Annotated in this window: 15 protein-coding genes and 1 tRNA gene; 2 read left to right on the top strand and 14 right to left on the bottom strand. The window is 60.1% G+C overall.

Translation table 11 applies throughout. From position 1 onward, the window contains the following. Positions 1-42: 42 nt before the first annotated feature. The 4 genes from ABID58_RS31510 to ABID58_RS31525 form a co-directional block, all read right to left on the bottom strand. The gene (locus ABID58_RS31510) at positions 43-423 is read right to left on the bottom strand and encodes a DUF3363 domain-containing protein (RefSeq protein ID WP_354036774.1); all 381 of its coding nucleotides are present in this window, start codon (positions 421-423) and stop codon (positions 43-45) included. A 145-nt stretch (positions 424-568) separates the two neighbouring features. Further along, positions 569-1,513: an amino acid ABC transporter permease gene (locus tag ABID58_RS31515; protein WP_354036775.1), complete on the bottom strand. Its 945-nt coding sequence runs from the start codon at positions 1,511-1,513 to the stop codon at positions 569-571. Positions 1,514-1,642: 129 nt separating this feature from the next. Next, the gene (locus ABID58_RS31520) at positions 1,643-2,752 is read right to left on the bottom strand and encodes an ABC transporter permease subunit (protein WP_354036777.1); all 1,110 of its coding nucleotides are present in this window, start codon (positions 2,750-2,752) and stop codon (positions 1,643-1,645) included. Between the two features lie 96 nt (positions 2,753-2,848). Beyond that, positions 2,849-3,808, bottom strand: coding sequence for an amino acid ABC transporter substrate-binding protein (locus ABID58_RS31525; protein WP_354036818.1), 960 nt, complete (start codon positions 3,806-3,808; stop codon positions 2,849-2,851). 1,217 nt (positions 3,809-5,025) lie between these two features. On the opposite strand from ABID58_RS31525, the gene ABID58_RS31530 reads away from it, so the two are divergent. Beyond that, positions 5,026-5,101, top strand: a tRNA-Arg gene (locus tag ABID58_RS31530). Between the two features lie 239 nt (positions 5,102-5,340). On the opposite strand, the gene ABID58_RS31535 is transcribed toward ABID58_RS31530, so the two are convergent. From ABID58_RS31535 to ABID58_RS31580, 10 genes are all read right to left on the bottom strand, one after another. Then, the gene (locus tag ABID58_RS31535; RefSeq protein ID WP_354036779.1) at positions 5,341-6,990 is read right to left on the bottom strand and encodes an ABC transporter permease subunit; all 1,650 of its coding nucleotides are present in this window, start codon (positions 6,988-6,990) and stop codon (positions 5,341-5,343) included. Positions 6,991-7,087: 97 nt separating this feature from the next. Beyond that, complete coding sequence (locus ABID58_RS31540; RefSeq protein WP_354036781.1) at positions 7,088-8,197, bottom strand: ABC transporter substrate-binding protein; 1,110 nt, start codon at positions 8,195-8,197, stop codon at positions 7,088-7,090. Further along, positions 8,187-9,272 (bottom strand): ABC transporter ATP-binding protein, encoded by a 1,086-nt coding sequence (locus ABID58_RS31545; protein ID WP_354036783.1) that lies wholly within the window; start codon positions 9,270-9,272, stop codon positions 8,187-8,189. The genes ABID58_RS31540 and ABID58_RS31545 overlap by 11 nt, the downstream gene beginning before the upstream one ends. A gap of 9 nt (positions 9,273-9,281) precedes the next feature. Further along, positions 9,282-10,436 carry a M24 family metallopeptidase gene (locus ABID58_RS31550; protein ID WP_354036785.1) on the bottom strand — a complete coding sequence of 385 codons (1,155 nt, stop codon included), beginning with the start codon at positions 10,434-10,436 and terminating at the stop codon, positions 9,282-9,284. Between the two features lie 360 nt (positions 10,437-10,796). Then, entirely contained in the window at positions 10,797-11,966 is a 1,170-nt protein-coding gene (locus ABID58_RS31555) for an SfnB family sulfur acquisition oxidoreductase (RefSeq protein WP_354036787.1), read from the bottom strand. Between the two features lie 68 nt (positions 11,967-12,034). Then, positions 12,035-12,973 carry an arginase family protein gene (locus ABID58_RS31560; protein ID WP_354036789.1) on the bottom strand — a complete coding sequence of 313 codons (939 nt, stop codon included), beginning with the start codon at positions 12,971-12,973 and terminating at the stop codon, positions 12,035-12,037. Next, a complete protein-coding gene (locus tag ABID58_RS31565; protein WP_354036791.1) occupies positions 12,970-14,097 on the bottom strand; it encodes an ABC transporter substrate-binding protein in 1,128 nt (375 codons plus the stop codon). The genes ABID58_RS31560 and ABID58_RS31565 overlap by 4 nt, the downstream gene beginning before the upstream one ends. Before the next feature lie 11 nt (positions 14,098-14,108). Continuing rightward, on the bottom strand, positions 14,109-14,888 hold the full coding sequence (locus ABID58_RS31570; protein WP_354036794.1) for an ABC transporter permease: 780 nt from the start codon (positions 14,886-14,888) through the stop codon (positions 14,109-14,111). Between the two features lie 47 nt (positions 14,889-14,935). Next, the gene (locus ABID58_RS31575) at positions 14,936-15,739 is read right to left on the bottom strand and encodes an ABC transporter permease (protein ID WP_354036796.1); all 804 of its coding nucleotides are present in this window, start codon (positions 15,737-15,739) and stop codon (positions 14,936-14,938) included. Positions 15,740-15,822: 83 nt separating this feature from the next. Beyond that, positions 15,823-16,950, bottom strand: a complete 1,128-nt coding sequence (locus ABID58_RS31580; RefSeq protein ID WP_354036798.1) for an ABC transporter ATP-binding protein — start codon at positions 16,948-16,950, stop codon at positions 15,823-15,825. Positions 16,951-17,514: 564 nt separating this feature from the next. Between ABID58_RS31580 and ABID58_RS31585 the strand changes: the two genes are divergently transcribed. Further along, on the top strand, positions 17,515-18,282 hold the full coding sequence (locus tag ABID58_RS31585) for an MBL fold metallo-hydrolase (protein WP_354036800.1): 768 nt from the start codon (positions 17,515-17,517) through the stop codon (positions 18,280-18,282). Positions 18,283-18,285: the final 3 nt, after the last annotated feature.

Here is an 18,285-nt window from a genome sequence, read left to right on the forward strand (position 1 = left end):
CGATTGGCCGCCAGATCACGGATCCCCGCAGAGATCGACGGATCAAAGCGAAAGTCCGCGCTTCCGACCAAAGCTCCAGTCTACGCCTCCGGGACAAGCGATACCGTTCACCTGGCGACCCAGTTCGCGCTCTGGCTTGGGTACCCAAAGCACGAGCTGAAAGCCAAGGCCGTTGTCGATCATGCCAAAGCGGCCCGACGCAAGCGATAACCTCCGGCGATAGATTCCCGAAACGGATTCGTCTGCCTCCGCAGGCAAGTGCGCCAGCCCCGTCTCGGACGCCAAACGCCGACCTTCCCCGTCGAGTTCGCGGCGGCGGAGTGGCTCGATCAAGTTGCGGCCGAGCCTCACCTTGTCTCCCGCCCGGCGTGCCAGCCCCTGTCCTGCCAGCACGTCGATGCGCCGATCAAGCGCATGTTGCAACTACCGCCCGGCGCGTATTTTCGTACAGGAAAAAAGCAAACGTCTCAACGTCCCCAAGACGTGAGGGTCCAGCCAAGACTGCGCAACCCTAGACCTCCCGTGCGGCTTTCTATCGCGGCCCGGGCGCCCGATTTAGCGAGTGCCCTCAACGAGGTGGTGCGAGGCGCCGCTCGAGCCAATGACTGTAACGCGAACCGCCATAGCCGATCGCGAAATAGAGCACGGCCACGATCAAAAACGCCTCCTTGTAGAACCCAAGCCAGTTCGGATCGGTTGCAGCAGCTTTCGCGGCGTTGAGAACGTCAACGACGCCGATCACCGCGAGCAAAGACGTCGCGAGCAGGAACCCGACCGCTTGGTTGACGAAACCTGGGATCACCACGCGCAGTGCTTGCGGCAAGATGACAAGCCGCATCATCCGCCAATAGCCCAATCCGAGCGAGGAGGCGGCCTCCTCCTGGCCGAGCGGAACGGCCTGTAAACCGCCGCGCACGACCTCCGCGATATAGGCGGTCCAGAACAGCGAAATCATGATCATCGCGCGCGGCATCTTGTCGAGCGAGAGGCCAGCTGGCAGCGCCATCGGCAAGATCAAAGTCGCAAAATAGAGGATCGCGACCATCGGGATCGCACGCATGAATTCGATGTAGCCGATTGTCAGCAGCCGCAGCGCGCGCATCTTGGATCGTCTTGCCAGTGACAACAGGACTGCTAACGGTATCGACAGAGCAAAGCAGATCGTCCAGACCAGTAGGGTCACAGGCAACCCGCCCCACTGGTTCGACGAAACTCGCGCCGAACCCGGTAGGCCGGCCATCAATAGCCAGCACAGGAGAATGACGATCGGCCAGCTGATCACGAGTTCACGCCGCCAGACTCGCGGCATGGCCGTAACAGCCAGCAAGCCTCCGAGGAGGAGACATACAAGCGATGGGCGCCACTGTAGTTCGACCGGATAGAAGGCGAAGAGGATGAAGCGCAGCTTCGCTGCAATAAAGGCCCAGCATGCGCCGTCATGGGCCTGGCAGTCGGCTGACGTTCCGTGCCAGGTCGCATCAAGCACCAGCCAGCGGAGCAGCAGCGGCAGCACCCAGAGCGCGAAGAGACCAATCACGACTGTAATGGCTGAATTCAGCCACGTTCCGAACAGGCCTGTCCGCAGTCGCACCACAAGTCGATGATCAGATTTCGGATGCATCCTTGCCATCTCGATTCGCCGTCATGCCGCCCGCTCTCCACGCAGCGCCACCCTGCTGTTGTACAGGTTCATTAGTGCCGAAACGGTGAGGTTCAGGACAAGATAGAGCAGCACGACGATCAGGAGTGCTTCGAAAGCCTGTCCGGTCGTATTGGCGGTGGTGTTGACGATGTTCATGAGATCTGGATAGCCGATCGCGACGGCAAGGCTCGAGTCCTTGACGAGGTCAAGATAGCTCGAGGTCGCCAATGGGGTGATCACGCGCAAGGCTTGCGGTAGGACGACCAATCGAATGACGTTGCCGCGATGCAGCCCAAGCGCTAGCGCGGCGTCCCACTGTTCCCGGCGCAGCGATAACAGTCCGGCGCGAACGATCTCCGCTATATTGGCCGAAAACTTTACGGTAAGTCCGACCAGGAGCGCCGCAAATTCAGGCGTTAGGCTGAAGCCACCGCGAATGTTAAACCCGCTGATCGCCGGCAATTCGATACTGATGCTGGCGTTACCTGCTGCGAACAGCACGCCGAGCGCAACGGTGCTCAAGAGCGACGCAGGCAGCGGAGCCAACAGCCCTACCTGCCTGAGACGCCAGCCACGCCATACCAGCCAAAGCCAGCCTCCGAGCACTATGGTCGAGGCGAGAGCCGTCCCGAGGGCGAGATTGGTTATCACCAATCCCGGCACATACACCCCGCGGTTGCTCAGGAACACCAGCTCAAACGCGGAAATGGCACGGCGCGGCGGCGGGAGGGCGTGAGCAAGCGCGGTCCAGAAGAACAGCTGCAACAGCAGCGGCGTATTGCGCACGATCTCGACGTACCAACGCACGAGGCCGGACAGCATCAGGTTGCCCGAAAGCCGCATGATACCGAGCGCGACGCCCAGGACTGTCGCCAGGCAGCAGCCCAGCACTGCGATCTTGGCCGTATTGACCAGACCCGCCGCGATTGCCCGTGCATAGCTCTCGCCAGCACGGAAGCCGATCATGTTGTCACCGATCTCGAAATTGGCGGCGCGCTCGAGAAACTCGAAGCCCGGCGTTATCCCGATCCGCGCCATGGTCGTGGCTATGTTGGATCCGAGCACGACCACAAGCGCAATAGCACCAATCACGATGCCGAGCTGCAACACGGGCCTCGGCCCAAACCAGCCCGAGACCCGACGCCGCTTACCCGGTTTCTTCGCCGCAGGCGAGCCTTGGGGTGGAATCTTCATCGATGACGGAAGTCAGCGGAATGGCGGAGAATACAACAGGCCGCCATTGCTCCATAGTTTGTTGTAGCCTCGCTCCCAGCCGAGTGGTTTGAGGTGGCGGTCGAAGATCTCGCCATAATTGCCGACGGTCTTGATGATGTTGTAGGCCCATTTGGGATCTAGCCCGATCGCCTGAGCAAGTGACGGATCGACACCGAGGAAGCGCTGAATGGCGGGATCGTCCGACTTCAAGAAGCCGTCGATGTTCTCGGACGTCATGCCCCATTCCTCGGCCTGAATTGTGGCATTGACCGTCCAATTGACAATCTCGAGCCAGCGATCATCGCCGCCGGCCACCGCCGGCGCTAGCGGCTCCTTCGAGAGACGCTCCGGCAACAGAACGTAGTCGCGCGGTTTCTTCAGCTGGGTGAGCTTACCAGCCAGATCCGACGAGTCTTGCGTGATTGCATCAACGCGGCCCGACTCAAGAGCTGAGACGAATTCGCTTGTGTCCTCGATCGTCACCGGGATGAACTTATGACCATTCTTCCGGAAGAAATCGGCAATATTCAGTTCACCTGTCGTACCGCTTTGAATGCCGATCGTTGCGCCGTCGAGTTGAGATGCCGATGTCACGCCAAGATCCTTGCGCGTAAGTATCCCCTGCCCATCGTAGAAGATGGTCGGGCCGAAATGGAAACCAAGTTTGAAGGCACGCGTAGCTGTGACAGTTACACCGGAAAGCAAAACGTCGAATTCACCAGACTGGAGTGCTGGTAGACGCTGCTGTGGCGAGGAACTCGTGAACTCGACCTTGTTGGCGTCGCCGAAAACCGCGATTGCCAAGGCGCGTCCATAGTCAATGAAGAAGCCCTTCCACCGCCCGTTACTATCCGGCGCAAAGAACCCGGGTGTCGTACCAACGCCCACCTTGATGAGGTCGCGCGACTTGATCCTGTCGAGGGTTGGACCGGCAGAGGCAGCCGTGGACATGAAGCCGATCGCGCCGATCAACGACGCAGCAGTCCACCTCCACTGGCGACGGGCAGTCATTTCACTCTCCTGAATGTCCTGGAAGTTCGATGTTTGCGAGCTCTCGCCGTAGCGTTACCGCTGGCGACTGCTAAGCCACAACGATTGGGTTATTGATCATTGCAAGTGTCATTGTCGGAAACCGACACGTCAAGCGTTGAGAACGGCTTGCCGAACATCATATCCGATCGCGGCGACGTTGATCTGGTGACACAACGTGCAGTTAACAAGCGTCTCTTCGTGCTCGCATAAGACCGATCTCTGCATCACCTCTGGTAAAATGACTATCGGATATGCAGCCATGACGGTCAATAAAATAGCTATCTCTTTTCGCTATGCTCGCGGGTTGCACGTTCTCCATTGCCGTCTCCGCAAGGAAGGAGAATGCATGGACATGATCAACCTCCACCCGAGCCGATGTAACTGGTCGAACTGCCTACTTACACTGACGAAATGCTGCTCGTTCAGCCCGGATCCCGCAGCGTTTCGACTCGCTCGTGAACTGCCTCCAAAGAACCGTCGGAGAGCAGAGTGATGCTGGAGCAGATCACTGCGGTTCGTCGATCTAACGGCGGACCAGGCTGTTTGCGATCCTCGAGAGCGATGAGCGATAGGCATCTGACGAGCACCTGCGAGCGCAAGAGCGCTGTCATGACGTGTCCCACGCCCTATTCCCGACGGAAGCATCATTATTGCCGCCATTTGATTTCCCGTCTTTGCCATCCATGTGCTGTTCATCTCCTTCGATGCGCAGGTTTTCGGATCGCCTCGCGCGATCCGCCTGGGTATGATCCCAACGGTCAGTCGAGTCGGTCAGCGCGCCATGCTGGACCTTCTCCATCCGCTGTATGCGCGGGATGTTTACGAGTTGCCGCAGTCGATGATCGGTGAGCGTGCCAGAGTTTATCGTTCCGCACGGTCAACGGTTCCTAAGGTAAACGTCATCACCTGCTGGCATGAAACGGAACGCGCTATTTTGCGTCCCCGACATTGACGCGGCTTGACCCCCATGCGCTCCTAGCTATCGTTGGAAGTCTCAGAACTGAAGCATCTGTCGCAGCCGCTTGCTGCTTCAGCAAGATCGAAACCGACGCTCTACGTTTGCGACTCGGGACTCGATAAGGGGGTATGATGATGGCCTTCTTTCCTGCACAGATTCAGTCTAGGCGAAATGAGATGCACCCGTAGCTCAGCTGATAGAGGGCCACCCTCCGGAGGTGGAGGCCACACGTTCGAATCGTGTCGGGTGCGCCAGTTCTGCAATGCTGCACGATCATGCCGGTTGACGCGCAGGATCCGCGTCAAGCCGACAATACCTCTTGTCGACTTGCCGCCAATCGCCTCGGCAGAAGGCGCCGGTGTAGCAACCAAACTGCGATCGCCATGCTCATTCCAGGCGATGCCATTGACCAGCGCCGCTGCATAGGAACCGGGCCGGTCGTAGATCGCACTCACCAGCCAGCATCGACACAAACAACGCGTGAGAGGACCAATCAGAACTTTTCTATCGAAACTTCGGATTTCCTCAGGAAGATCGCGAGCATCGATACCACCAACAACACAGCCAATTGGAGAGCGCCGACTACGGCTGTCTTTGGGCTGATTTCCAGATGGATATCTTGCCACATCAACATAGCGAGCGGCGTTTTGGACGGTGAACTCAAGAACATACTCAGGACGAGATCATCGAATCCGGCGAGAAAAGCGAAAAGAAAGGCGCTGGCGAGGGCTGAAACGAGAAGTGGCAGCGTAACCGTCAGGAAGGCCGTCATCGGCGCGGCGCCCAGACCGACTGCCGCTCGCTCGACATCCATGTCGCTGTTTTGCAAGGCGGCCGTCATGATGATGACCACGTAGGGAAATCCGAGAACAGTAAAGCCCAGCCAGAAGCCAGCGATTGTACCGTTGAGCTTCAACGCAACAGTGAGGAAGAACAATCCGATCCCAAGCACGATTTGGGGCAGGATCATCGGGACGATTGCGGCCAGCCACATGACCCTGCGCGCGGGAAAGCCACCTCTGGTTAGAAAGACGCTATAAGCTGTCCCCACCAGCGATGCCGTGGAAGCGGAGAGTGCGGCCATGCTGAAACTGAAGAGTGCTGCGTCGCGCCAGCGCTGATCGGCGAGCAGTGACTTGAACCAGCGTGTAGAAAGGCCCGGTGGTGGAAACATGAGATAGGGCGCATTGCTGAACGCGATCATGATGACGACGATCATCGGCGCCAGCAGGAACAGCAGCACCAAGATGAAGAGGACGAAGAGACAAGGACTGGCAACAAAAGCCATTGCGTCGCACAAAGCAAGAAGCGCTACCGCCGCCTGGCCGATACCCAATCGCCGATACCAGGTACCACTGCGCAGCCCGCCTTCTCCGGACCGCCACCGATTGTGCCCGACAGCTCCCAGAGCGACAATGTTCCGGCGAAACAGCACCAGGAACGCGCTCACGCCGAAAAACAGCATGCAAGCCAGGGCGGCTGCGAAATCGAAATCCGCCAATGTCGAGACGCGAACGTCAATAGCCTGGGCCACCATATAGTCGCCAGGGGCCCCAAGCATGGCTGGCGTGATGTAAAAGCCAAGGGCGGATAGAAAGACCAGCGCGCATCCGGCCGCCAGTCCCGGAAGCGAGAGCGGAAAAACGACCGTCCAGAAGACGGTCGCCGGGCCGCCGCCAAGACTCTGCGCGGCCTTGATCAGCGCCGGATCAAACCTCCGCAACGCGCCGTAGAGCGGCAGGATCATCATCGGCAGAAGGATGTGGACCATGCCGACATAGCTGCCAAAGCTGCTGAAGACCAGCGGCAGCGGCTCGCTTGTCAGACCGACGGCAATGAGGAGCCGGTTCGCAATGCCGGAGCTGCCGAGAATCGCGATCCAGCTATAGGAACGGATCAGGATGCTGGTCAGATAGGGAATCGCCACCAGCATCATGACCGGAACGGCATAGCGGCGGATCCGGGTCGCTACGAAATAGGCATAGGGATATCCCAGCAACGCACACAGCCCGGTGACGGAAAACGCCATCCATAGGGTCTTGAGGAAAATTCCCAACAAGACGGGCGCGTGAATGATCTCGGTGTAGGCTTGAATGCTCCAATGCCCCTGATGCCGCAGGCTTATCCAGACGACGATGGCCATCGGCGAGGCGTAGCCAACAATCAGAAGCGCAACTCCGGGCAAATAGAGAGCTATCCGTCCCGCCCGCCCACACCGCCCGTCGGAGAGTTTGGTTATCTTAGCCTCCGGCAATCCACCGTTCCCACTCAACGATGGCGCGTCGCAGGCCAGTTTCTCCCGTGGTATCCATCGCATTCCAGAAGGCATAGTCTTGGACAATCTGTCGCTCTTTGAGCCCGGGCGCCGTAGGCATCAACTCCGCCCGCTCTTTCGAGAGGTATTCGAACGCTCGAGCGTTGGTGGGTCCATAGGTGATGAGCTCCGAGAATCTCGCCTGAGGCTCGGGACGGCTCATATAGGCGATGTATTTCTGCGCGTTCTCAACATTCACGGCTCCCTTTGGAACAGCCCAGGCCGCCCATTGCAAAATACCCTGGTTCCAGCTCTTGCCGATCTTTGCTCCTTGATCATTTGCGCCGTCGATGCGCCCATTCCAGGCGCTTCCAACAGTTGCCTGTTGGTCGACCTGGAGCTGCACCGATTCGGCTCCGCTGGCCCACCATTTGACGACATTGCTTCGCAGGTTGTCGAGGCTCCGAAAGGCACGCTTCCAGTCCAGCGGATAAAGCTTTTCGGGTGGAACACCATCGGCTAGCAGCGCGATCTCATAAGTCGCGCCGTCTGCGGCATTGGTCCCGGCGGCAAGTGTCCGCCTTCCGGGAAAATCCCGAGAATTCCACAGATCGGCCCAACTCGAGGGAGTCTTGCTCCCGAACTTCTCGGCTTCGTACGCAATCAGCATCGAGTAGATCATCGCCGGCGCGTAGTTCTTCTCGGCAACAACGACGTCATAGCCCTCTCGGTCCTTGCTCGCCCAGAGATCGTAGTCGATGGGGAGCAGCAGTTTGTCCTTCTCGAAGTTGGCGATCGCGCCTCCGGAGAGCAGAGAGACGTCGTGCTTGGGAGCCCCTGCCAAGACTGCCGCCAACTGCACGCCGGACGCCAGGCCTGGCTGATGAATGACCTTGATTCCGGTTTCCGCTTCGAAGGGTTCAGAGTAGGCCTTCACCTGAGCGGTACCCATGGACCCGCCGCCGTCATGGACGACCACGGAGCCGCTACCTTTTAGGATTGACCCCGCAATGGCTGGCGCCGGAAAGGTGAACCGCGCGCCGCCGGCGAGCGCCGCGCCGCCAAGAAATGTCCGTCGGTTGAGCTTAAGCGGCATGGGACTTCTCCTGATTTGCGACCGAGGATTGGTCGAATAGACGAACGCTACCCGGACGGAAGCGTAGAACGGCCACGTCGCCCGGCCGCCAGGCGCGCTCGCGCGCTGGCTGTTCGGCAATCAGCCGGTGTCCGGCCGCCTCCACCAGCACAGTTTGGGTCGATCCGCTGAATGCTGTCTCGATGATGCGGCAGGCCTCGCCCTCCTCATGTTCGAGGCAAAGCAGGACGTCTTCCGGGCGAACCCCCGCCCTTGCGCCTGTTCTCGGACTATTTGTCGCAAGCGCATGTGCCAGCCCCGACGCAAATCCGGCAACGCGCAGACTGCAGCTGGCGAGCGGCAGGAAATTCGTGCGGCCGATGAAGTCAGCGACAAATGCATCGGCCGGCTGGTGATAGAGAGCTGCCGGCGTACCCACCTGGCGAAGCCGGCCATGATCCAGCAGCGCGATCCGATCTGCCATTGACATCGCCTCCTCCTGATCATGGGTAACGAGAATAACGGTGGTCCCGAGCTCTCTCTGAAGCAGCTTGAGCTCGAGTTGCATGTGCTGCCGCAGCTTCCTGTCCAACGCACTCATCGGCTCATCCATCAGCAGCACCGTCGGATTGGAGATCGTCGCTCGCGCGATCGCGACGCGCTGCTGCTGGCCGCCGGACAGTTCGCCAATCGATCGCGCACCAAGACCCGTCAGCTTGACAAGATCGAGGGCCGTCGCGACCCGCTGCCGGATTTCCTGGTCCGGACAGCCCCGTCGCCGCAGCGAATAGGCGAGATTCTCCGCGACACTGAGATGGGGGAACAGCGCATAGCGCTGAAACACCATACCGATGCCGCGTCGATGGGCTGGCACACGGTCGATGGCTTGTCCGCCGATCAGGATCTGGCCGCGGTCGGCAAATTCGAAGCCGGCGATCGTCATGAGGGCGGTCGACTTCCCCGATCCGCTCGGACCAAGAATTGCAAGAAACTCGCCTGCCTGCACGGTGAGGGACAGATCATCGAGCGCGACCGTCGGACCATAGGTCTTACTCAGCGATCGAACCTCGACGCTTTGCCCCTTAACCGTGCTCATATCGGTCTCTCACCTTATGAGCGGAAGGGAATGATCGAGCGCCGAAAGACGCTCAGGAGCTTCATCGGTCACGATGAAAGTTTCCCCAAGGCTCATCGCAAGACGAGCTTCGCTGTCAAGGAGGATCATGTGCAGGAAGATCACCATTCCGGGCGTAATGGACACTGGATTGCCCGCATAGGCCATCGGCCACTCCATCCAGGTTGGTGGATAGGAAGTTCCGAGGCTATAGCCGCATGCGTTGAGCCTCGCGTGCTGGAACCCGTGGCGATCGAGCACCTCGGCGTGAGCATCGAACAAATCACCGAAGGTAAATCCCCGCTTCAGCCGCCGCTGGCAGGCGGCGAGAGCGTCGACCGCCGCAGCATGCATGCGGCGTTGCGTGGCGCTCGCCTGCCCGACCAACGCCGTTCGCATGAGGACCACATGGTAGTGACGATAGGCTGCTGCGAACTCGACCGTCACCTGGTCGATCTCGCCGATCGTCCCCTTGCCGGTGAAATAGCGGCACTGCAGGGCGTTATCGCCGGCCCCGCAAACGAAACGTCCCGCCGCCGGATCGCCTCCCGCCCCAAGGACCGTGCCGTACAGTTCGGCCAGGATGTCGGACTCGGAATTTCCGGGCACGCACTTGGCCAGTCCGTTCCGCCACGCCTGATCGGCAATGCGGCCGGCGTCGCGAACATAGACAAGCTCAGCGGGAGACTTGATGAGGCGCAGGGCCGAGATCAGCTCGGACGCATCCTCCAATTTGGCATCCTTGGCAAATGCCGCGTCCACGAGCTTGCCGCGCTGCGCATTGAGCGTCGTGGCGGCATATTCGACGCCGATCCGGCTGCCGAACTTGAAGCGATCGCGGATCGCGCCAAATAACGTCTCCGCGGGGTTCGCGCCATGCTGATCGACCCAGACGCGTACATCGTCGACTGTCGAAGTCAGCCGTGCCTGCCGAATGTCCGCAGAACGCGTCAGCAACACCATATCGCCGCTAACGCCGAACCAAAGACACTGAAACTGCGAGTATCCGGATGTGTCATAACCGGTGAGCCAATACATGCTTTCCTGTCGAAATATCAAAAGGCCCGACAGGCCAAGTCGGGTCAATTCATTCTGCAGTCGCTGCTGTCGTCCCTCGAACTCAGAGCGCGTAAAGTGAAGTGCCATTTGATCCCCGCATCATACCCGCCATTGTGAACTCCCCTCAAAGATCGACCGTTGCTACCCGATGTCAGGCGTCCGAATGCGTCAGCACCGCTCGGAAGCTCATCATATCGATGGTATTTGGGCCGGATCGAAATTGACCAGGAGCACGAATGACAATTGTCGTGAAAATCGCGCCAAGCGTGGCCGTCTCGTTATTCTCTTTAGTCGGTTGTCTCCCTCAAAACCTCCCCGTCGTAAGATCTTCGACGCCTCCTGCCTCACCGGGCGACTGCACGGCTTGCGGCATCGGGGTTCTCGCAAAGTTGGCGAACGGCAGTTCATGGTCGTCAGGTCTGTTCAACGCATCATGTCCCCGCATTCTCAAGCCCAGTTGTGCAGGGGCGGATTTCGTTCGTTCAGCACATAGTCGCCGATCAAATGATATTTCCACCGCACGGGATCATGCAGCGTATGCGTGCGCGCGTTGCGCCAGTGCCGATCGAGGTTGAGGCTTGTGCGAGCACTGCTCGCGCCACCGAACTCGAATAGCTTGGATGAGGCGAACAGCGCCGTATCGTTTGCCAACACTTTTCCCTCGGCGACCGCCACGGAGGCGCGCGCAACATCCGCCTCAGCATGATGGTCCCGCACCGCATCCATGATGCGAGCGGCTCGCTCGACCATCGCGCTGGCGGAGTGCACCCGGATTTGGAGATCACCGAGCGAAGCGATCGTATGGGGATCATCCTGTGGACGTTCCACTCCACTATCGATCCAGGGACGCGAAGCCGCGCGCGCGAGCCGCACCGCCTCTGCAAAGGAAGCCCGCGCAATTCCGAGGTCGATCGCAGCATGCAGGAGCTGAGCGAAAGGACCGCTCAAGCTCGGTCTTGAAAACGATTTGTGGCGCTCGACGATATGCGCGGGATTGACCTCAACGTCGTGAGCAATCACCGTGCCGCTTGCCGACGTTCGTTGCCCGAATCCGTTCCAGTCATCGACGACCGATAACCCGACAGCATCGCGCTCCACATACGCGTAAACGACGTTGCCATCATCGTCGACGCCGGAGATGGGTATCCAGTCCGCGAACAACGCGTTGGTGCAATAGACCTTGTGGGCGTTCAGTCTCAGCCCTTTGGCCGTTCGGCTGATGCGACTGCGAATATCCTGCACATCCCTTCCGCCGGCCTCGGCGAACGCATTGCCGATCACTTTGCCGCGCAGCACTTCAGCAAAGACGAACCGCTTCTGCTCTTCAGTGCCGATGCGATGCAGGTTCTCGAGCAACAGATAGTTGTTCTGCGGAAGTTGCCCAATCGACGGATCGGCCTCCGAAATCGTCGCGACGACCTCGATGATGGTCTCGAACGAAACCCCGGCGCCGCCGAACTCGGGTCGGATGCCGATACCCCACAATCCGCTTTGCACAAATTGCCTGACTTCCTGGTGCGGCAGGCGGCGCTGACTGTCGCGCTCGGACGCTCCGGCGGCTAGCGCGGGGGCAAGCTCTCGTGCGACCGCAAGCGCTTCCTCGGACGTACGGATCACACGAGCGGCAGCATGCGAGGACGCTCGATCCAAGTGCGAGATGGGGGGCGCTACATTCATGGCGGTTGCTACCTTTCAGACGCTCTGTGCGACGTGGCGAGGCCAACGAGAAATTCAAAGATGATCCGAGCGCAAAGAAAAGCAGCGAGACCTGCGGCATCGTGGGGTGGGCTAACGCAGTTGATGTCGATCGCAACGATGTTGAGGCGGCGGAGCGATCTTGCGACTTGCAACCCCTCGCGAGCCGTGACGCCCTCCCAGCTCGGGGTGATGACGCCAGGCGCCACCGACGGATCGAAGAAATCCATATCCCAGCAAATGTAGACCGGACGATCGGCGAGTTGCAGGCTCACTTCGTCGAATACCGCCGCAATGCCCCGGTCCAGAAGCTCCGTTATTGTTACTAGCTGATAGCCAAGTTGGCGAGCATGCGCATAGAGCCCCGTCGAAGAGACTGGACCGCGCAACCCGATATGGAACGATGTCGTCGGGTCAACCAGCCGTGCCTCGACGGCTCGATGGAAAGCTGCCGGCCCCGCATTTCCAACCAGCGGATAGGCATCGGTGTGTGCATCCAAATGCACCACCGCGAGCTCCGGGTAGCGTCGTGCCACCGCGCGGAGCAGAGGCAGCGTGACGCTGCCGTCCCCTCCGATCATCACTGGAACCGCATTCGTGTCGACGAGAGTGCCGGCGAAATCGGCGATGGCGCGCTGAGAGGCGTCAAGGTCGCCATGCTGCACGCGCGCGTCCCCGACGTCGACCAGTCCCAGTGCCGCCAGGACGTCGCAATCGCTGTCGGGATCCACCGCGCGCAACTGGATCGACTGTTCACGCACGCTCCGCGGTCCAAGCCGCGAGCCCAGGCGCGAGGCGTGTTGACCGGCATCAAACGGAAGTCCGCCGATCACGGCTCGGGATTGCGGCGGTACGCGAGCCACAAAGGGCGCGCCCATGAAGGTGAGCGGGGCCGCAGCGTCAATTGGAGCGTCGTCAGCCATGCTCATGACGCAAGCGCATCGAGATATCGGTTCTGAACCTCGAAATAGTTGCGAGCGTACCATTCGGCATCAACCGCCACCTGACGCGCGAGGTTTTCAGGTGACCCGGGGTTTTGCACCTGCAATTCGGCCGGAACGAGCTTGTTAGCAGCCGGATTGATCGGCCCCCAACCCAGCCTGGTAAGCAGCGCCACCTGAAGCGCCGGATCTTGCGATAGCGCCACCCATCGCCAGGCGTCCTTGGCGTTCTTCGTTCCCTTCAGAACGTTCCAGGCGGCGATCAGGAGAATGCCCTCATTGAAGTGATAATTGACCCGTCCCTTCGTGTCCTCCTTCACGCCTTGCGCACGGGTATTCCAGAGGCTGCCGATCGATACCTCTCCCGATCGGAGCAACTGCTGGGCTTCCGACGTATTGCTGTAGAAGATCGTGTCCTTCTTGATCGCACGCACCTTCTCCAGGCCGCGATCGACGTCCAGCGGGTACAGCTTGTCCCGTTCAACGCCGTCCGCCAGCAGGGCCGACTCCAGAACACCCTCGACATTGTTGCGCAACGCGCGCGTTCCCTTGAAATTCTGCGTGTCCCAGAAATCCTTCCACGTTCGCGGCGGCGTCGCTCCAAAGCGCGCGCTATCGTAAGTGATGACGAAAGAGAAGAAGTATGAGCCGACGCCCCATTCGGTGCGGAACTGGCTTGGCACCGCGTCGAGGTCGACAATGGATTCATCGACCTTTTCCAGCAGACCTTGCCGGCCGAGCTCCAGCGCGGACAGGAGATTTCGGTCGGCCACGTCCCATGCAACATTGCCCGACTCGACCATTGCCTTGATCTTTCCGGGCGTGGGACCCGTCGTGTCGAATGCGACACGGCTGCCCGGATAACGTTTGGCGAACTCCGCCGCGAGGACGTCGCGCTGGGCGGGCAGTGCGTCCCCACCCCAATTGGCAACGACGAGGTCGTTCTGCTGCGCATTCGCGGAAGATGAGAAAGCCAGGGAGCCTGTACCGACGCCCAGCGCTGACAAGAGCTGAAGGAAGTGGCGGCGATGGACGGTCTTGCCTTGCGTCGCCGCCCGGAGCGACGACTCGAGGTGCTGCATATAATCGGTATCTTGCGAAAAGTCGGGCATGACATCTCCTTTCAATTCAAGCGATCCTCTTGGAATCCAGCAACAGCCAAAGGGCGGGCGCCGCGTAACGACAGGGCTGAAAGCACCAGCAATGTTGCGACCAACGCCAGAGTGCCTAACGCCGCAACGATGGGATCGAGATTCAGGAAGAGGCTCTGCCAGATTTGCTTCGGCAAAGTGTTCACGTTGCGGCTCGTGATGAACAGCGTCACAACGATCTCGTCCCAGGAGGTAACCAACGCGAGCACAAAGCCCGCCGCGACGCCGTAGCGAATCTGCGGCAACAGCGCCTTCAGGAGCGCTTGTCTCGGCGAGGCCCCAAAGCTACGGGCGAGTTGCAACGTTTCCGGACGCACCGAGGACAACGCGGCGGAAATCGAGAGTATGACGAACGGCAGTCCTTTGATCGCGTGAACGAGTATCGTTCCCGTGAAGCTGTCGAACAACCCCAGGATCGACAAGGCGCGATGGTAGGCAACGGCATGAACAATCCCGGGCACGATTAACGGTCCGAGCATCAGTACCCGCAGGAGGCGAACCGCGCGGCCCTGGCACTGCCATGCACCGAGGCAGAACGCGAGACCGAGCAGGACGGCAAGACTTGCAGCCGGAAACGCGATGCCGAGGCTATGCAGCAGGCTATCGCGCCAGGCCGGGTCGCCGAACAGGCGCTGATAGTGCACCGTGGACAAGCCATTGTGCGGCAGCGACAGGAAGCGGGTGTCGCTGAACGACATCGGCACGATCGCAATCAGCGGCAACACGAGGAATGCCACCACCAGAAGGGACATGTAGCGCGCGGGCCCGAACGGAGCCGCGGTCAGGGGTGATCGCGTGCTCATGTCTTCGGCTTGGCCGTGGCCAGGTCGAGCAGGTAGCTAAACCGCCATACCAGCCCGCCTGTGATGAGGAGGAGCAATGTGCTTAGAGTCGTCGCGATGTCCCAGCGCAGTGTTTCCGTCACCTGGACGGATATGAATTCAGCCACCATGACAGTCTTGCCACCGCCCAGAATGGCGGGCGTCAAATAGAAGCCCAGCGACATGATCGAGGTAATGAACGCCGCGGCTGCCAGGCCGGGACGCGACAGCGGTAAGAAGACGCGAACGAAAGCCTGGAAGCGATTTGCACCCAGCGACCGCGCCACCTGCGGCAGAGTTCCTTCGATCTGCGCCATCTGGGCGTAGATCGGCAGGATGGCGTAAGGCAACATGTAGTGCACCATGCCGAGTACGACGCCGGACGTATTGCGCACCAGCGACAAGGGGTGCTCCAGCCAGCCCCAGTGCAGCAGAATGCTGTTCGCGATTCCGCCGGGCGCCAGCAAGGCTATCCATGCGTAGTTTCGGACAAGTACGGAAATCCATAAAGGCATCAGCACACTGGCGAGCATCAGTTTTCGAGCTGCCGGACTGGCCTGTACCAACCCGTAAGCGGTCACGTATGCCAGGAGCAGCGTAATGCCCACAGTCAGGCAACTGATCCAAAGCGTGTTTCCGACGACCGAGCGAACCGTTGGGTTCAGAAGGATAGCCAGATAATTTCCAAGTCCCGGCTTCGGCGCCAGAAAACTCAGGCCAACCACTCCCGCCAACGGAACCAGGTAGGCCGCCACGAGCACAAAGGCGGAGCCAGCCAACATCCGATCTTGCACGGACCAATCGCGAGCCGATGCAACCGGAAGGCACGAGCGTGGCAGCCCTCTCTGTGCCGTCAACGCAGGGCTCACGCGGCCAGCTCCGACGAAACCGCGGAGAGCTCCGACGAAGCTGTATGGCTTTTCGGTAGACACCACAGTCGCTCGCTGTCGAAGACCAGCCAAGCGTCTTCGCCGGGCGCTATCGGCGATGCGGCAGCAGGCAACGTGACCGCCAGGGTGTTATCGCCTATAGCAACGACAATGTCGGTCGAGGCTCCCAGAAAAGTCCGGCTGACGACTTTGCCGCGAATTCGGTCGTCGGAATGCGATGCTCCGCCTCGAACCGCCTCAAGGGTGATGCTTTCGGGACGAACCGCAAGAACGCAGGGACCGGCAGTCAGCGGCACACCTCCGGGGCTCGCCGCAATCCTGTAGCCGTGCCAATGAAACTGGAGCCGGCCGTCGGCTCCGACGAGCGCCATCGCATTCAGCAAATTATTTTTGCCGAGAAAGCTCGCGACAAAGCGGCTGGCTGGCCGGTCGTAGATCGCGCGCGGCGAACCAACCTGCTCGGCGCGGCCTCGATTCAACACGACGATGCGGTCGGACAGGGCGAGCGCTTCCTGCTGATCGTGCGTGACATGGATGACAGTTGTCCCAACCTGCCGATGAAGCCGAACAAGTTCAGCCTGCAAGTCGCGCCGCAAGGACGCGTCGAGCGCGCTCATCGGCTCGTCCAGCAACAACAGATCCGGCTCGAAGGAGAGTGCGCGTGCCAACGCGACGCGCTGCTGCTGGCCGCCGGAAAGATGCATTGGAAGGCGGTTGCCCACGCCTTCAATTTGCAGAAGCTCCATCACCTCCTGAACGCGGCTGTCGATGCGTGTTCTGAGGGTACGGCGCACACGCAATGGGAAGGCGATGTTTTCGTAGGCCGTCAAATGAGGAAAAAGGCCGTAACCTTGTGGCACGACGCCAAACCGGCGCGTCTCAGGTGGGAGATGCGTGATATCCTCCCCGTCCAGATAGACGCAGCCGCGGTCCGGCGCGGCAAAGCCAGCAAGAACCGCAAGCAGCGTCGACTTGCCGGACCCGGATGGTCCCAGCAAGCTCAAGAATTCGCCGCGAGCAACGTCGAGAGAAACAGACTCCAACGCATTCAGCTCGCCGTAGCGCTTGCAGATGCCATTGAGCTCCAGAAAAGTCGATGACATCACGGTTCACTTGCCTTCGTGCGTTGGTCCGGCCGGAAGGATGACCCAGGCGACATTCTGGTTGTCTCGAGATGAATTCAAAAGCTGGTCCAAGAGGCGCGATGATGTTGTCGATGATGTGCAATGTCGAGTGCCGCCGGGAAAAAACGATAAACCCACCATGCAAGCGGCGCCGACATGGGTTCTGTTTCGCGTTCGATCTAGTTGTTGGAAATGCCATTGCGCATCGATATCCCAACACATGCCGGGCTGAGTCAGCCCGACGCGATTCTTGTGCAGAAGGAAAGCTGCTCCCGCCGGCCGTGCGCTCCCGCATAACGATGCTCACGACTCCGGTCGTTATGTGCCGCCCACTGTGGTGACGTCGCATTGTGATTGTCCAAACAGGAATGGCATGATTTTCACGTTAACTGTCATCCCTGGCACTGGCCAACGTGCGTGCTCGCGCTAACGATCATTGATCAGTGCAGGCGCGCCCAACGTCTTTCCAGACGATCCCGGCACCGCCCGAGCAGCAACCTCGAAATCGATCTCAGAAGGAGTACATCGATGAAACTAAGGCTTTTGCGCAATGCCACCCTAAAACTGGAGGTGGCCGGCCGCACGATCCTGATCGATCCCTTCTTTGCGCCGAAACACAGTCGGCCAGCCTTTGCAGGGCGCTCGCGCAATCCGCTGGTGGACCTTCCGACCAGCACCGACGAGATTCTCGACGGCGTTGAGCTTGTCATCGTCTCCCATCTACACTCGGATCATTTCGATTCGCTCGCTCAGTCCCTGGTGCCAAAGCAACTGCCGCTGATCAGCCAGCCGGGCGACGAGGACAAAATTCGCTCCTTCGGCTTCGAGAACGTGACGCCATTGATCGATACCATCGATTGGCAAGGCATCAGGCTAACGCGGCGCGACGGACGGCACGGTTTCGGCGCGGTTCTCGAGAAGATGGGCCCCGTGATCGGCTTCAGCATCGAGGCTCCGCACGAACCGACGCTCTACTGGTCGGGCGACACGGTATTGTATCCGCCCGTCGAAGCGACGATACGTAATACCCGTCCCGACATCATTGTCGTCCATCCCTGTGGCGCTCTGTGGGAGGGCGAGCAGATCGCCATGGACGCCGAGCAGGCTGTTGCGGTGTGTAACGCCGCGCCTGAGGCCATTGTCGTCGCGACTCATCTCGATTCGCTGGATCATGCAACGATCGGTCGCGCCGATTTGCGGCAGCATGCGCTCGCTCGCGGAATATCTGCCGCGCAACTCCGTATCCCCGACGATGGACAGATCCTGGAGTTCGGTGCCGCCGTCGCGGCCCCCCATGCCGCAGCGAGGTAGCCA

This window comes from Bradyrhizobium sp. S3.2.6 (assembly GCF_040546885.1).
Classification (GTDB): domain Bacteria; phylum Pseudomonadota; class Alphaproteobacteria; order Rhizobiales; family Xanthobacteraceae; genus Bradyrhizobium; species Bradyrhizobium cytisi.

What these genes read in the sequence shown, in the direction of transcription:
- ABID58_RS31550 (WP_354036785.1), bottom strand. Translation starts at nt 10,436, where the DNA reads ATGGCACTTCACTTTACGCGCTCTGAGTTCGAGGGACGACAGCAGCGA.
- ABID58_RS31575 (WP_354036796.1), bottom strand. Translation starts at nt 15,739, where the DNA reads ATGTTGGCTGGCTCCGCCTTTGTGCTCGTGGCGGCCTACCTGGTTCCG.
- ABID58_RS31580 (WP_354036798.1), bottom strand. Translation starts at nt 16,950, where the DNA reads ATGTCATCGACTTTTCTGGAGCTCAATGGCATCTGCAAGCGCTACGGC.
- ABID58_RS31545 (WP_354036783.1), bottom strand. Translation starts at nt 9,272, where the DNA reads ATGAGCACGGTTAAGGGGCAAAGCGTCGAGGTTCGATCGCTGAGTAAG.
- ABID58_RS31560 (WP_354036789.1), bottom strand. Translation starts at nt 12,973, where the DNA reads ATGAGCATGGCTGACGACGCTCCAATTGACGCTGCGGCCCCGCTCACC.
- ABID58_RS31525 (WP_354036818.1), bottom strand. Translation starts at nt 3,808, where the DNA reads ATGTCCACGGCTGCCTCTGCCGGTCCAACCCTCGACAGGATCAAGTCG.
- ABID58_RS31535 (WP_354036779.1), bottom strand. Translation starts at nt 6,990, where the DNA reads ATGGCCATCGTCGTCTGGATAAGCCTGCGGCATCAGGGGCATTGGAGC.
- ABID58_RS31540 (WP_354036781.1), bottom strand. Translation starts at nt 8,197, where the DNA reads ATGCCGCTTAAGCTCAACCGACGGACATTTCTTGGCGGCGCGGCGCTC.
- ABID58_RS31565 (WP_354036791.1), bottom strand. Translation starts at nt 14,097, where the DNA reads ATGCCCGACTTTTCGCAAGATACCGATTATATGCAGCACCTCGAGTCG.
- ABID58_RS31570 (WP_354036794.1), bottom strand. Translation starts at nt 14,888, where the DNA reads ATGTCCCTTCTGGTGGTGGCATTCCTCGTGTTGCCGCTGATTGCGATC.